This is a genomic window from Nitrospira sp. NS4, from assembly GCF_049546785.1.
GTDB lineage: Bacteria > Nitrospirota > Nitrospiria > Nitrospirales > Nitrospiraceae > Nitrospira_D.
Map to the genome: position 1 here is coordinate 525,115 of NZ_JBMWAN010000004.1, position 14,907 is coordinate 540,021.

At 61.2% G+C, this 14,907-nt stretch carries 8 protein-coding genes; 1 reads left to right on the plus strand and 7 read right to left on the minus strand.

All coding sequences use genetic code 11. The annotated features are described in order from the left end of the window. Nucleotides 1–137: 137 nt before the first annotated feature. From zwf to ACO9S2_RS14385, 5 genes are all read right to left on the minus strand, one after another. Nucleotides 138–1,601 carry a glucose-6-phosphate dehydrogenase gene (gene zwf, locus ACO9S2_RS14365; protein ID WP_423723062.1) on the minus strand — a complete coding sequence of 488 codons (1,464 nt, stop codon included), beginning with the start codon at nucleotides 1,599–1,601 and terminating at the stop codon, nucleotides 138–140. 318 nt (nucleotides 1,602–1,919) lie between these two features. Beyond that, nucleotides 1,920–5,051, minus strand: coding sequence for an efflux RND transporter permease subunit (locus tag ACO9S2_RS14370; protein ID WP_423723063.1), 3,132 nt, complete (start codon nucleotides 5,049–5,051; stop codon nucleotides 1,920–1,922). Continuing rightward, nucleotides 5,048–6,238, minus strand: coding sequence for an efflux RND transporter periplasmic adaptor subunit (locus ACO9S2_RS14375; protein ID WP_423723064.1), 1,191 nt, complete (start codon nucleotides 6,236–6,238; stop codon nucleotides 5,048–5,050). The genes ACO9S2_RS14370 and ACO9S2_RS14375 overlap by 4 nt, the downstream gene beginning before the upstream one ends. Nucleotides 6,239–6,524: 286 nt before the next feature. Then, the gene (locus ACO9S2_RS14380) at nucleotides 6,525–7,181 is read right to left on the minus strand and encodes a DUF2238 domain-containing protein (RefSeq protein ID WP_423723065.1); all 657 of its coding nucleotides are present in this window, start codon (nucleotides 7,179–7,181) and stop codon (nucleotides 6,525–6,527) included. Between the two features lie 10 nt (nucleotides 7,182–7,191). Beyond that, complete coding sequence (locus tag ACO9S2_RS14385; protein ID WP_423723066.1) at nucleotides 7,192–7,830, minus strand: DUF2238 domain-containing protein; 639 nt, start codon at nucleotides 7,828–7,830, stop codon at nucleotides 7,192–7,194. A gap of 826 nt (nucleotides 7,831–8,656) precedes the next feature. On the opposite strand from ACO9S2_RS14385, the gene ACO9S2_RS14390 reads away from it, so the two are divergent. Next, nucleotides 8,657–9,325, plus strand: coding sequence for an MlaC/ttg2D family ABC transporter substrate-binding protein (locus tag ACO9S2_RS14390; RefSeq protein WP_423723067.1), 669 nt, complete (start codon nucleotides 8,657–8,659; stop codon nucleotides 9,323–9,325). Nucleotides 9,326–9,361: 36 nt separating this feature from the next. On the opposite strand, the gene ACO9S2_RS14395 is transcribed toward ACO9S2_RS14390, so the two are convergent. Beyond that, entirely contained in the window at nucleotides 9,362–12,937 is a 3,576-nt protein-coding gene (locus tag ACO9S2_RS14395; protein ID WP_423723068.1) for an SNF2-related protein, read from the minus strand. Nucleotides 12,938–13,337: 400 nt separating this feature from the next. Next, entirely contained in the window at nucleotides 13,338–14,681 is a 1,344-nt protein-coding gene (locus tag ACO9S2_RS14400) for an NAD(P)-dependent malic enzyme (protein WP_423723115.1), read from the minus strand. Nucleotides 14,682–14,907 lie beyond the last annotated feature (226 nt).

Consider the following 14,907-nt stretch of genomic DNA (forward strand, 5'->3'; position numbering starts at 1 on the left):
GTGCGCCGACATTGCGATGCTCCATCGCAGCTTCAGAGGCGCACTCGGCTCACAAACACATGCCCTAACCGTCACCATGCCATCCGCGCATCATGGCGCAACCAGACCGGGCACCGCTCATCCAGCCGCACTCCCCCTCACCAGCCTAACTGCCATTGATGTCCATACCGTTCGACGAGCGCATCCGCCTCGCGCGGCCCCCAGGTGCCGGCCGTATAGGGATACACGGTGCGATCGCCGGTCAGCAGGGGAGTGTAGAGCCGCCAGGCCGTTTCGGTAAATTCCGCGCTGACAAAGAGCGTCTGATCCCCGATCATCACGTCACGCAGGAGCGTCTCGTAGGCTTCGGGCAACTGGCCGAGGGATTTCTGATAGTCGAATTGCAGCGCATGATCGCTCAGGCGGAACGGCCGCCCCGGGCTCTTCACGGAAAAACAGAGCGAGAACCCTTCGCTCGGCTGCAGGGTAATGAGCAGCTTGTTGGAGGCGATGCTTCCCGGATCGAGCGACCGAAAGACCTGCGTGGGGGCCTCGCGAAAGATGACCGCCACCTGCGTGAGTTTTCTGGGGAAGCGCTTCCCGGTCCTGAGGTAGAACGGCACGCCCTTCCAGCGCCAATTCTGAATCTCCGCTTTCAGGGCGACATACGTCTCCGTGTCCGAGTCCTTCGGCACGCCGGGTTCCTCGCGATAGCCCGGAATCGTCTGACCCGCAATCTGCCACGAGCTGTACTGACCGAATACCGCATCCTCATGAGTGATCGGCGCGATGGAATGCAGCACTTTGAGTTTTTCACTCTGGATCGCCCCCGCATCGAACGACACCGGCACTTCCATCGCGACCACGGTCATCAGTTGGGTCAGATGGTTCTGGACCATGTCGCGGAGCGCCCCGGCCTGCTGGTAGTAGGCCCCGCGATGCTCGACGCCGAGGTCTTCAGCCACGGTGATCTGCACATTCTCAATGCGGTCGCGGTTCCACAGCGATTCGAAAATCGGATTGGCGAAGCGGAATGCGAGGAGATTCTGCACCGTCTCCTTGCCGAGATAATGATCAATGCGATAAATCTGGGATTCGTCGATATAGTGATGCAGTGTCGTATTCAGATGCTGGGCCGAGTGAAAGTCGTGGCCAAAGGGTTTTTCAAACACGACGCGGACCCACCCACGACTCTTGAGCAGCCCCGCCTGATCGAGCCGCTGTATCGCGATCGGCACCGTATCAGGGGGCAGGGCCAGATAGAACACCCGGTTCTCAGGCATGTTGTGGGTGCGCTCCAACCGGCGAATATACCCGGCCAACGCCTCGTAATCCTGGACGGCCCCCTCATGCACCGTCTGGTAGTGAAGACACTCGTCGCACCAGGCGCGCAGCTCCGTATTATTGTGCCAGCCGGCTTTCTGCAGGCCTTCAAACGCCCAGAGCCGGAACCCCTCTTCGCCCATCTCGGGCAACGCCGCCCCGACGATCAGCGTATTGCGAGTTTCCAGTATCCCCTGATCCCGCAGATGATACAGCGCAGGCAGCAGTTTCCGGCGCGTCAAATCACCCGTCGCACCGATAATGACAAACATATGCGGCTCAACCTGCTGTTGCGACATCCCTACGTTCCTCTCTCACAACAATCATTGGAGCCTTTCGATTCACCCGATACAGATATCATGCTCCTTCTACCATTCGTCGTTCCATCCCATCCCTCTCTTCCTACTCCTAAGGCTGAAAGAGTGAACAGGTTCGGTGGCAACATCGCAGGACACAGTGCTCAGTAGCAATATCAGATCGCCTGCGACGACATTACGCCGTTTCGGCGCAGTTTTATAGGAGCAGGCGCCGACTGCCCCGGAGACAGGCTGATCGAGTTCACTTGCATGATATCGCCACCGAACCTGTTCACCCTTTCAGCTGCCCTCTCCTTCCCCTTACACCCATTCCGGCGCATATTCCTTCCCCGCCTCCCTCTCCGCAAACCATCGATACAAGGCCGGCAACACCACCAGCGTGAGGGCGGTCGACGTGAACAACCCGCCGATCACCACCGTCGCAAGCGGCCGCTGCACTTCCGCCCCGATCCCCTGGGCGAGCGCCAACGGCAACAGACCCAGCAGGGTCGTCATCATGGTCATGACGACCGGGCGCAGCCGCAAGCTGCAACCCGTGACGATCGCCTCATCCGTCTGTTTCCCTTCATGGCGCAGCTGATTGATATAGGACACCAGCACGATCCCGTTCCCCACCGCCAGGCCGAACAGTTCGATGAACCCGATCGACGCCGGCACACTTAAGTATTGACCGGAGAGCCAGAGCGACACCACGCCGCCGATCAGGGCGAAGGGAAGATTGAGGATGATCAAGGTCGCGTACCGGAGCGAGTGAAACGCCCAGAAGAGCAGGAAGAACACCAGCCCCAGCGTGATCGGCACGACGATCAACAACCGCGCATTGGCCCGCTCCATGTTCTCGAAGGCCCCGCCCCAGGTCACGCGATACCCTTCCGGTAAGAGAATCTGCGCCGCCAGCTTCTTCCGCCCTTCATCCACGACGCCGCCGATGTCCCGCCCGACCACGTTGAAGCCGACATAAATGCGCCGCGTGACCTGTTCGCGGCTGATACGGAGCGGCCCTTCCCGCATCTCGATCGTGGCAAGCTCGCTCATCGGGATCAGCGCGCCGGACGCCGCCTTGACCCGAATCTCCCCGATAGTCGCGACACTGTTGCGTTGCGGTTCAGGAAACCGGAGAATCAATTGGAACCGCCGCTCACCTTCGTAGACATGGGTCGCCGGTTTGCCGCCGATGGCGGTAGTGATAATCTCCTGCACGTCGGCTACGTTGATGCCGAAGCGGGCGATCTTCTGCCGGTCGATATCCACAGTGAGATACGGCTGCCCGGCAATCTGCTCGACTTTGACATCTTTGACGCCCTTGATCTGTTGCATCAAGGCGGCAATCTCCTCCGCCTTGTCATGCAACACGTCGAGATCCCCCCCGTAGAGCTTGATCGCGCACTCGGTCCTGATGCCGGAGATCAGCTCGTCCACCCGCTCCTGAATCGGCTGGCTCATGAGCACGGAGATGCCGGGAATCTCCGCCAGCTTGTTTCTGATGGCATCGGTCAACTTCGGCTGAGTGGTCGCGGTCTTCCACGTGCTCCGATCCGTGAGGGACACGATCGGGTCGCTCTCATTCGGCTCTTCCGGTCCAAAGGCAATGTCGGGCCGGCCGATCTTGCTCACGGCCATCCGCACTTCGGGAAACTCCAGCATCGCCTTATGGGCCTGCTTCTCAATCTCGATGGACTCGGGAAGCGACACGCTCGGCAGCCGGACGATCTGAGGCGTCAATGCGCCTTCTTCCAGAAGGGGCATGAACTCCCGCCCGACGAACGGTACAAGCGCGAGGCTCCCCACCACGATCGCAGTCGAGCCGCCCAGGACGAGCGCACGACGCTGGAGCGCCCATCGCAACACGGGTTCATACCGCTGCTTCATCCAGCGGGTCAGGCGCGTTTCCTCCGGATGGTCTCCGCGCAGCATGACCGACGCCAGGACGGGCGACAACGTCAGGGTGACCACCACCGAAGCCAGGAGCGCGATCACCAGCGTGTAGGCCAGCGGCGCGAACATCTTCCCTTCCATGCCGTGAAGGGTCATGAGCGGCAGGAAGACGACGCTGATGATCAAAATGCCGAACAGGATCGGTCGGCCCACTTCCTTCGTGGCATGGAGGATGACCTCAACCTTGCTTTTCCTCACCTCGCTGTTGTTCTGGGCCAGATGGCGATAGACGTTTTCAACGACGACCAGCGACCCGTCCGCAATCTCGCCGATCGCAATGGCGAGTCCGCCGAGCGTCATCAGGTTGGCCGAGAGCCCGAACCGTTCCATGACGATAAACGTGACAAGCGGAGTGACGATCAAGGTGGCCGTCACGACGATCGCGCTGCGGACGTGGCCCAGGAAGAAAAAGAATACGAACACAACCAGCACGATCCCTTCGATCAAGGCGTCCCGCACCGTGTCGATGGCCGCCGTGACCAGTTCGATACGATCGTAGTAGGGCAGGATCTTCGTCCCCGCCGGCAGGATGTGGTTCTGGTGTAGATCCTCCACCTTGGCCTTGACCGCTTCAACCACCTGGCGCGCGTTGCCGCCACGGATCATGAGGACCGTACCGGTGACGACCTCCCGCTCGCCGTTGAGCACCACCGCGCCGTGGCGGACCGCGTGTCCGATGCGGACTTCCGCGACATCGCGCACAAACACCGGCGTGCCGCCGGACTCTTTCACGATGATGGATTCGATGTCGGGCAGGCCCTTGATCAAGCCCAGGCCCCGGACGATCGCGCGCTCGGCATGCCGCTCCAGCACATTGCCGCCGGCATTGGCGTTGTTCTTCGCCACCGCGTCGTAGATGTCGTGGAGCGTCAGGTCGAATTTGCGCAGCTTGGCCGGATCGACCAGGACTTGATACTGTTTCACGAAACCGCCCATGCCGTTCACATCGATCACGCCCGGCACACCCTTAAGCAATGGGCGCAGCACCCAATCCTGGAGCGTGCGCTGGTCGGTCAGCTCCGTTTCGGCGATCTTCGGATCGGTCGTGGTCGCATGGGGCCCTTCGACGTAGTATTGATAGACCTCGCCCAACCCGGTACTGACGGGGGCCATCACCGGATCGAGCCCCTCCGGCAATCGCTCTTTCGCCGCCATCATCCGTTCGAGCACCAACTGGCGCGCAAAGTAGATATCGACGTCGTCGTTGAACACCACCGTAATCTGGGAGAGCGCGAATTTGGAGAGGGAGCGGATTTCCGCGAGACCCGGCAGGCCGGTCATCTGGAGTTCGAGAGGATAGGTGATGAACCGTTCGACCTCGACCGGCGACAGTCCCGGCGCGTCGGTCAACACCTGCACCTGGATATTCGTCACATCGGGATAGGCGTCGATGGGAATAGACTGAAAGGCGAAGAGGCCGGCGACCGAAAACAGACAGGCCAATCCCAGGACCAGAATCCGTTGCCGCAGGGAAAATTCCAGAAGAGACGCAATCATGGTGCCGGCTCGATTTTGTGCCGTTCCATCTCGGACTTGAGGACAAAGGAGCCCTTCGTCACCACCTGCTCCCTCTCGTTCAGCCCATCTACCACCGTCACTATCTCTCCCTGCTCCGTGCCCAGCGTAACCGTCCGCGCTTCGAATTCGTTCATCCCCCGCTGCACAAACACCATGTTGCCGGTCGACCCGTTGTGGACGGCTGAGAGCGGGATGGTCAGGGCATCCGGAGTCGGCGCCCCATAGACACGGACTGTCGCGAACATTTGGGGTTTCAGCAGCCGATCTGGGTTGGGCACCGTCACCCGCAGCCTCATTGTGCGGGTCGCCGGATCGAGCACGTCTCCAATATAGGTGATCGTTCCCGAAAAGATGGCATGGGGATAGGCGGACACAATGACATCGACCTTCTGATCCTTCCGGATAAATTGCACATCCTTTTCCGGCACGTTGCCAACCACCCACACATCTGAAAGATCGGCAACCGTGAACAGCTTCTGCTGGGTTTCGACCACCTCACCTCTCGTGATATTGCGCATGATGACCCGGCCGTCGAACGGCGCGCGCAGCGGCACGTCGGCCTTGATCGTATGCTCTCGATCCAGCCGCACGACTTCCTCCCGGGGAACGCCGAGCAGTTCCAGGCGGTTCTGCGTCTCGCGGGCATCGGCCCGCGCCGTCTTCATTTCGGCCTCGCGCCGCTGCAGCTCGGCCAGGCTCACCGCCTTGTGTTCGTGCAAGTCTTTGGCCCGCTCGTACGCAAGTTCCGCTTCATGCAGCTTGGCCCTGGCCTTCAGATACGCCCCCTCGGCCACACCGAGATCCGTACTGTGGAGCATGGCCAGCAGGGTATCTTTCTTGACGTCCTGACCGACATCCACATGAACTTTCACCACCCGCCCCCGGATGAGCGTGGTGACTTCAGCCAGTTCATTTTCGTTGGATTGCACGGTGGCGGGAAACTCCCTCGGCACATGTAGCTGACCGCGGACGACCGGTGCGACCTCAATCGCCGTCCGGGCCAGTTCCTCCGGCGTCAGACGAAGCACCCCCTGTTTCTCGGTCACTGGAGGCGTCTTGGCATCAGGTGTTTGGTCGGGAGGCCGATCACAGCCCATCAATCCCGCAAACACCAGGGCCGCAAGGAACACAACCCCGGATCGTTCGGGACATGTGCCACGTGACACGTTCGAATCAGGACAGGCGCTTTGTATTTCGAACAACGCCCTATCCTTCCCGCCTGTCGAACAGACGGCGAGAATGGAGGGGTCGGATTGTTCCAACATCCCACTGGCAGCTCTCAGTCTCTTGATCATAAGACTCCACTCAAGTATCAGCAGGGAGTATGCCTGAGAAAACCCTCGATTTCATGGGAGAATTGAACAGGTCAGAGGCGTTTTGCTACGCCACACACAATAGGACCGTGGTGAAATGCGACAGCGGAAACTCCGGCAAACGAAGAGAGGGGGGAAATCATCGAGAAATATCCGTCGTCCTGACGTTCGGAAGCCGGGAAGTCGCGAAGGTGACCGACATGGCGAGGAGCGCCCCGGCCAAGGCTGCCGCCATGTCCTTCTGAGCATCCCACTCATCCCCTTGGGTGCCTAGGTACAGGTTCCCCAATTCCGGACTCACGAGGACTGCGACTATCGCCTCAATTACTTCAAATAAACCGCTCTGAGCCAGAATCGCGCTAACCGAGAAATAGTAGGACCAGGTCCCCTGCACCCTGGCAACACGCATCAGCAATTCCCGGAATGGATAGGCCAACAGGCCGCCATAGGCGAAGTGCACCATCCGGTCGAACGGATTCCGGCTCAACGAAAGAATGTCCTTGAGCCAATAGCCGAACGGCACTTCGGCATAGGTGTAGTGCGCGCCGATGGCGTGTAACGTCAGGAACAGGGCGATCAAGCAATAGGAAAGGCGAGAGAACTGAAAGCGCCGATAGGTCACGATCAACAGCGTGAGACCGGTCACGGCCAACAGGTTCTCAAGCAGCCAATCTCTCCGGTTGACCGGCTCAATTGCCAGACAGATCCAGAAAAGCCCATACCACAGGAGCAATCCCTGAACGAGACGCCGGGTTTCCCGCCCTGTCCCGCTCTGGTCTGTCGCCCCACCCTCCATGTGGTGTGGATTACTCTGAAACCGCCGGTTCGGCCTGCAGCATCGACTGCGGCCTGCGGAGCCCACGCACAATCGCCAGCACCGTCACGCACAACATGGCCCCATAAAGCGCTGCCGCCATATCCTTCTGGGCATCCCAGATATCTCCCTGAGAACCGAGATACGTCACCCCCAACTCAGGATGCACCGCACTGGCCACCCAGGATTCGATGATTTCCCACAGGCCGCTCAATCCCAAAACCGTCATCACCGGCAGATAGTACAGCACCCACCCCCGCGCGTGGGCCAGAAGTCGAAAGGCCTCTTCCATCGGATAAGCCAGGAGAAAACCGAAGCTGAAGTGCACGACGCGATCAAAATGATTGCGCCCCAGGTGCAACGCCTGGTCCACCCACGCCCCCAGCGGAACCTGGGCGTAGGTGTAATGGACCCCGATGGTATGGAGGCTGAGAAACACGGTGATCAACACATACGAGAGCGGGGACAAGGGCAGCCATCGGTGAGCCGCGATCAATCCGACGACAAGGCAGGCCGGAAGAATGCTCGCGATGGCCCAAAACTCTGGATCCACCGGGCCATAGGCGGTCCATCCTGACAGAGCCAGATACCAGGCAAAGAGGCCCCACAGCAGCCACTTGTTACGATCCATCGCGTGCCTCCTGACGCAGCGCGGAATGCAGTGAAATTTAGTTGAGCAAAATATGAGATTGAAATGCCTGTTCACTGTACAAGGGAACCGCCTATCGTTCAAGCAGTCGACCCGTGTGGAAATCCGGGATCACGAAGATTGGAGGCCTCCTCGCGAGCCCCAGATTACAGCCCACTTCTCAAGAAAGCTCTCTCATATGCTGTCGCGCTTTGCATCAGTCCCCTGTCAGAGGTGAGGACTTCTGCCCACAGCCCTGAGAGAGGCTGCCCCGGAGACCGTCATCGTTCCCCCATAACCTCATGCGCTGCCGAATTCCTCCTAAAGAACTGGGCCAAGGCTACGAGGGCATAGGGCTTGCGTGTGACTCGGATGTGGACATGAACAACTCGGTGATCGTTGGAAGGTGGATGTCATGGCATTGGAAGTTGGAATCGTACAATCTATGTCTCAGTCGGATGAGGTTTCCGGAGGCCCCCCAGCAGGAACGCGCCCGCTGCTTCCCGTCTGTTGTGTCTGCGAACTTGTCGGCGATGAAATCAGCGCTGTTCCCAGGCACATATCCTGGGTCCCGCTGAAAACCTATCGAAAGACCCACAAGACAAACTCCACGGATTGTCTCTTCACCCACACCTATTGTCCCGCCTGTCTTGGACAGGCTCGCGAAAAAATGTTGCAGTTCTTCAGGTCGCAAGAAAACCAGGGGCACCGCTCAGGGCCAAATCCCTGACTGCATTTAGCTGATAGGATGGGGCTGTCCGATTTCACATGACCGGACATAGCCTGACATCGTCCGGAGCGAACAGCTCACAAAAGAGGTCGCGACTCGATGCCACCAGCGGTTCCTGAAGCGGATCGCAATTGCTCTCGCATCCCGCGGGCGACGGTTGCTTTGCTTTGCCTGCTCCTCGCGTCGGCCTATGCCCTCGCGTTCGGCGCCACGATCCAACCCACGGAGGCCCCCACCGAAGTCGTCAGGGCGACCCTTACTGAGGTATTCCGCATCCTGGAGGATCCCAAGCTGAAGGATCCCGCCAAGCTCATGCCGCGCCGCCGTCTGCTGGAAGAGGTGATCGCGGCCCGCTTTGACTATGCCGAAATGTCGAAACGTGCGCTGGCCGCCCACTGGGCCCCCTTGTCAAACGACCAACGGGCGGAATTTGTGGAGCTCTTCAAAGCCTTTCTATCAGACCGGTATGCGGGGAAAATCGAGGGCTATTCAGGGGAAAAGGTGGCGTATCTGAGCGAACGGCTTGAAGGCCCGTACGCGGAAGTCCGCACCAAACTCGTCTCCAGCAAAGTCGAGATCCCGATGGATTACCGGCTGATCAACAAGGCCGGCCGGTGGTATGCCTACGATATCATCGCCGACGGCGTCAGCCTGGTAAAAAACTACCGCAGCCAGTTCGACAAGATCATCCGGTCCGACTCCTACGAAGAACTTGTCACGCGTTTGCATAACCGGACCATGGTCGAGGAGAAGAAGGAGAAGAAGTAACCCGCGCGGTCAACGGTCTCATGGGGCCACGCCGGCTCATCCGGCGCCCGGGGAGAGCAGAAAATCAAAGTCGGCTTTCGTCAACAGGCCTTGCCCGGAGCCGCGCACCGCGCCGGCCATGACCGCGGCGTAGAGATCGAGCTTCCGCTGCTTAAGCGCCATCATCTTCTCCTCGATGCTGTGCCGCATGAGAATCCGCACGATCGAGACGGTTCGCTGCTGCCCGATCCGGTGGGCCCGGTCCGACGCCTGATTCTCGACCGCCGGGTTCCACCACGGGTCCAGGTGAAAGACATAGGTCGCTTTGGTCAGATTCAGCCCCTGGCCTCCCGCCTTGAGACTGAGGAGAAACACGCTCGGCCGTTCGCCCCCCTGAAATGCCGCCACCCGGTCCTTGCGCGCGGCGGCGGCGGTGGAGCCATCCAGCCGCTGATACGGCAGTCCGTGCCGGACGCAGGCTTCCTGCACCAGATCCAGAAAACTGGTGAACTGCGAGAAGACCAGGGCGCTGTGCCCCTCCTCCAACAACACCTGCAGCCGCTCGACCAGAAAGCTGAGCTTCGGTGAAGACTCATTGTCCTGCTTCGTCAGGAGACGCGGCGACAGACAGACCTGGCGCAGCTTGAGGATGGCGGTCAGCGCGATAAACTGCGCCTGCCCCGGCGACTTGGTTGCATAGGCCTCGTCGATCGTCGAGCGGACCTGGGCGACCGTCTGCTGGTAGAGCGCCTTTTGCCGATCAGTCAAATCGAGGAACACCTCGCTCTCGATCTTCGGCGGCAGGTCATGGAGGATCTCGGGCTTGGTCCGCCGCAAAATGAAGGGCCTGGTCCGGCGAAGCAACCGCTCCAACAGAGGCCCCTCGGCCCGCTTCAATTGCGGCTTGAACTTGTCATAGTCGCCGAGCAAGCCCGGCAGGCAGAGATCGATGACGGAAAAGTACTCGCCGAGATGGTTTTCGAGCGGAGTGCCGGACAGGGCGAGCGTGAAACGCCCCCTGAGCCGGCGGACCGCGCTCGTCGTGTCCGCCAGGATGTTCTTCACCGCCTGCGCCTCGTCGAACACGATGACGTGAAACGGCATGCGCTCCAATTGCTCTATATCCCGCCGGACCAGCCCGTAGGTCGTGAGCACGACCTCGCCATCCTTGGCGTCGAGCGTCCGCTCGCTGCCGCTGTAAGTATGGACGTTCAAGCCCGGCGCAAAACGCGCGAGTTCCTGTTCCCAGTTGAAGAGCAGACTCGTCGGCACAACGACCAGATGCGGCCCCGGCACCCCGCGGGCCCCCTTGATCCGTCCTTCCTGGATGGCGGCCAGCAGGCAGATGGCCTGGAGCGTCTTCCCCAATCCCATATCATCCGCCAGGCAGGCGCCGAACCGGTGTTCATAGAGAAAGGCCAGCCAGGCATAGCCCTCTTCCTGATAGGGGCGCAGTGTGGCATGCAACTCCTTCGGCAGAGGCTTCGCGGCGATCCGCGTGAACCCCAGAAGCCGGGCCAGCACCGCCTCGTCTTCGGGCGGGAGCGTCACAGTGATGCCCTGCTCCCGCAGCGCCAGCCAATCGAGCATCTGAAGCCGGGGCACGCGGACGATCTTTGACGGTTCCCGGCCCGCCTGCTCCTCGCCGGTCAGGTCGAGGATCGCCCGCAACCGCTCCAGCGTCTGCCGATCCAGAACGCGCAAGCCCCGTTCACTATCGATCAGACCTCCCTGCAACAGGGCCGCCCGCCATTCCGTCTCATTCAGTGTGAGCCCGTCGCACCGGATCTCCGGCCGGATTTCAAACCAGTCGATCCCGGTCCCGTCCCGCTCGCCGCGTTCCACCTGGACCGCGCACTCCCACCGGGCAGTGCGGAGCGGCTTGTCCTCGTACAACATCTCAATCCCGGCTGCCATGAGCCGGTCCAACAGCTCCGGCAATCGCCGGAACAGTGCCGCCGCGTCCAGTGTCAGTTCATCGACACGCCGCATGCCCCGGAACGCCTCCGGCCCGAACACCTCAAGCGGAATACTGTAGAGCAACGCCTCCCGGGCCTTGTCGATGGGCTGTAACTCCCATCGGCCCGCGCGAATCTGCAAGCGCACATCCGGCCGGGCATAGGCCGCCAGCTGGGCACGCAGCCACCGCGCGCCCTCCTCTTTGACGGCGCGCGTCCAGCCCTCCAGCGCCAGCACCGTTTTGACGCGCTGGTCCCGCTCCTTGGCCGTGCGCACGGCCCGCAAATGGAAGAATGTCTCATAGAGGACCGCCTTGCGTTTTTGCGCGCGCAACGAACCGGAAATCCCGCGCCCCTGCTCCAGCGCCGGAATGAACCCGAACGTGGACTGGCTCGGCGCGCACCGGGTCTCCCCCAGGCGGGATCGTATGACTAGCGTCCAGACCGTCGACGGGCTCCCCTTCGCGCCGGAGGGCGGCTTCAAGATCAGGGCATACGAGGGGGCATCGCCCTTCGAAGGCGGGGCAGGACGCTGAACGGGAGCCTCTATTCCTTCGAGCTTCAGCCGGAGATCGCGCAAGATCCGGTCTGCCCGGCCCTGCGGGAGATCGACCTGAGCCGCCTCAAAGTCATCCTGAGAAACCGTGAACTCCATCTCCCGGTTGATGCCCGTCCATCGCCCGGCCCACGTCCCGCCCGGCAACGTGACCGCACGGAGTTCTCTGTTAAGACGATCGGCCTGCGGATCATGATCCAGGAAACATTGCCGCAGAGAGCGGAAGGAGGCCCAGCCTCGTTCGTCCTCCAGATAGAGCAGCCGGCCGCCGTCCAGATCGACGACAAAACTTCTCACCCGCGCCATCCGTTCGAGCGGCACCCCGTCCGCGAGGCAGAGCGCGCGAATCCTGACCCGGCCCCCGACGAGATCGATCTCTGTCCTGCTCCGGCACTTGACCGCCGGACACCACTCCAGCGACATGCTCCCCCGGCCGGACTCCAACACGATCGGATAGCGTCTTTCACGCAGTCGGAGGTAGCGCCGCAGGGGATCCTCCCCGAACCCGGACAAGAACCGGGAGGCATTGAAGAGCGGAACCAGCTCCGGGGGCAGCACCGGGGCCCAGCTCGGGGCCAGCGGCACCCCGTTCCGTTGAATTACGATCTGCGGGTGCCCCTGCCGGATATCGAGCACAATCTCATAGCGCGGGTCCGTACGGACCGCCTCGCTCCGTGCCGAGCCGGCAGGCGCCGGACGCGCGCTTTCCCTCGTGGCCGGCAGATCGCCGAATAACTCGGTCCGGAGGGCTTGGGCACGACTCGGCTGCCATTCAGGCATCCTGAATGCCTCGGGCGAAAGCAGATGCTTGGTCGTGAAGCAGGCGCAGAGGACGTGTTTGCAGAGCCGGCGGGGATCCCAGGCAGGACAATCGCATGAGGTCGTAAGGAACCCCTCATCGAGAGAAAAAGCAACCGCATACAGCCGGATCCCCTGGACCTGTGCAATCAGCGTGGTGTGATCCTGATTCCAGAGATAGCGCTGCAACCGCTGCTGTCGGGCATAATCGAAGCCCCGCACGACCGCTTCCTTCGGCGCCATCGTGTACACGTCATTAGAGGATAGGGCACGAAACGCGGCGAGGAGCGCGAACGGCTCTCCGGAGAGGTTCGAGGGCACACCGCCCCTTCCGGACAGGGAACGGTCCCCCAGTCCGCGATGAGATACAGTCTTTTTTCGCATGACCTGTCACTATAGCGGGGAGAGGAGCACCCCAGCAAGGCACAGCGCCCGAAGTGTCACCATGCCTCATTGATCGCTCGCGATTCGCGGCTATCTTGGAATTGAGCGGAGGCCCCGGTGAGAGGAACACTCAAGGGAATCGTGGTCAATCGCAGGGGTAGTGTGCAGGCCCACAGGAGAGTGGGAAGCCTGAATCCCCTCCAAGACATCCAGAATGCGGAGAGTTCTTTTGAGCCGCCTCCGCTTGGGTGTTTTTTGCGCCGACTCACCACTCAGAAGTTCCCTGTTGTGATTCCTGAGAGATGAATTTGCGTAGGGCGCCCGGTGGACCGAGGCCTCACTCCTCCGGCTTCGGCGGTCGTGCGATGACCCCTTCGCCGGTCAGCACAGCGAGCGCCCTCCGGGCCTCTCTGATCTTCTGCTCCGCAGACCGGTACAACTCCTCAGGAGCTCTCGCCAGTCTCGCCACTCCCTGCTCGATGGCTTTCAATGCCGTGGCCACCGCCACGCGCGGAACGACCTCCCATTCATCCATGGTCGGAAGAATGTACGCATCGCTGAGCCCTCTGGCCTCAGCGCAACCCGCCAGCTCATGGGCTGCGGCCATCGCCATCTCGTCGGTGATGGTCACGGCCCGCACATCGAGGGCCCCTCGAAAGACGGCGGGAAACACCAGCGAGTTGTTCACCTGATTGGGAAAGTCCGATCGCCCCGTTGCCACAATGCGCGCCCCTGCCGCTTTTGCCTCCCAGGGCCAGATCTCGGGAACCGGATTCGCACAGGCAAATACGATCGCGCCCGGCGCCATCGTCCGCACCCACTCCGGCTTGATGATCCCGCCGGCGGAAAACGCCACGCACACATCCGATCCGGCGAGTGCCTCTGCGATCCCTCCTCGACGTTGGTCTCTATTCGACTCCGCACACACGGCCCATTGCTCGCTAAAGTCCTGGTTCGACTCATAGTCATGACGATACCGCCCGAGGATCCCGCCAAGGTCGCAGGCGACGATCCTCCCCGGGTCCGCGCCGCCGGCCTTCAGATACCGGTACGTCGGAATATTCGCGGCTCCCATGCCGATCATGGCGATACGCACCTGACCGATGTGTTTGCCGACCACTTTCAGCGCATTCAGCAGCGCGGCCAGCAGAACGGTCGCCGTCCCCTGCTGATCGTCGTGCCACACAGGAATGGAACTGGCCCGCCGGCATGCCTTGAGAATCGAGAAACACTTGGGCATCGATATATCTTCAAGATTGATCCCGCCGAAGGAAGGTTCCAGGATCTTCACCGTCCGAATGATCTCCTCCGGATCTTTGGTTCCGAGGCAGATCGGTATCGCATCCACCCCGCCCAGATACTTGAAGAGCAGCGCCTTGCCTTCCATGACCGGCAAACCGGCTTCCGGGCCGATGTCGCCCAGGCCAAGGACTCTCGTGCCGTCCGACACCACCGCAACGGAGTTCGCCTTGTTCGTGTGCTCATACACCAGATCCGGCTGAGCCTGAATCGCGCGGCAGGGGGCTGCGACGCCCGGCGTGTACCAGATCGAGAAATCCTCGATCCCGCGAATGGGACACTTGGGCGCCGTTTGGATCTTGCCTTTGTAATAGGCGTGAAGTCGCAAGGCCTCTTCGGCAGGTTTCCCGGCTTTCGCCAGCAATTCTTCAGGTGTGGGCATCATTCCCTCTCATATAGCGCTCAATAAGGGCCGACCGGGAGGCAGAACGGGAACCGGCCCGGACAGGCTGCCGGGCACGCGACCGCGGCGTTTCCACGTGCAAAGCCGCTCCCTGCGGACAGAGGCCTGCCAGTAAAACTCTCCCGGCTTGAGATGGATGAGGTTGATGGAGAACTGACCCCGCGTGAACAGGGGGCGGTAAAGCCCCCGTTCCAGCGGGAGCGGG

Coding starts and splice junctions, on each gene's coding strand:
- ACO9S2_RS14380 (WP_423723065.1), bottom strand. CDS start 7,181: ATGGAGGGTGGGGCGACAGACCAGAGCGGGACAGGGCGGGAAACCCGG.
- zwf (WP_423723062.1), bottom strand. CDS start 1,601: ATGTCGCAACAGCAGGTTGAGCCGCATATGTTTGTCATTATCGGTGCG.
- ACO9S2_RS14400 (WP_423723115.1), bottom strand. CDS start 14,681: ATGCCCACACCTGAAGAATTGCTGGCGAAAGCCGGGAAACCTGCCGAA.
- ACO9S2_RS14370 (WP_423723063.1), bottom strand. CDS start 5,051: ATGATTGCGTCTCTTCTGGAATTTTCCCTGCGGCAACGGATTCTGGTC.
- ACO9S2_RS14390 (WP_423723067.1), top strand. CDS start 8,657: ATGCCACCAGCGGTTCCTGAAGCGGATCGCAATTGCTCTCGCATCCCG.
- ACO9S2_RS14385 (WP_423723066.1), bottom strand. CDS start 7,830: ATGGATCGTAACAAGTGGCTGCTGTGGGGCCTCTTTGCCTGGTATCTG.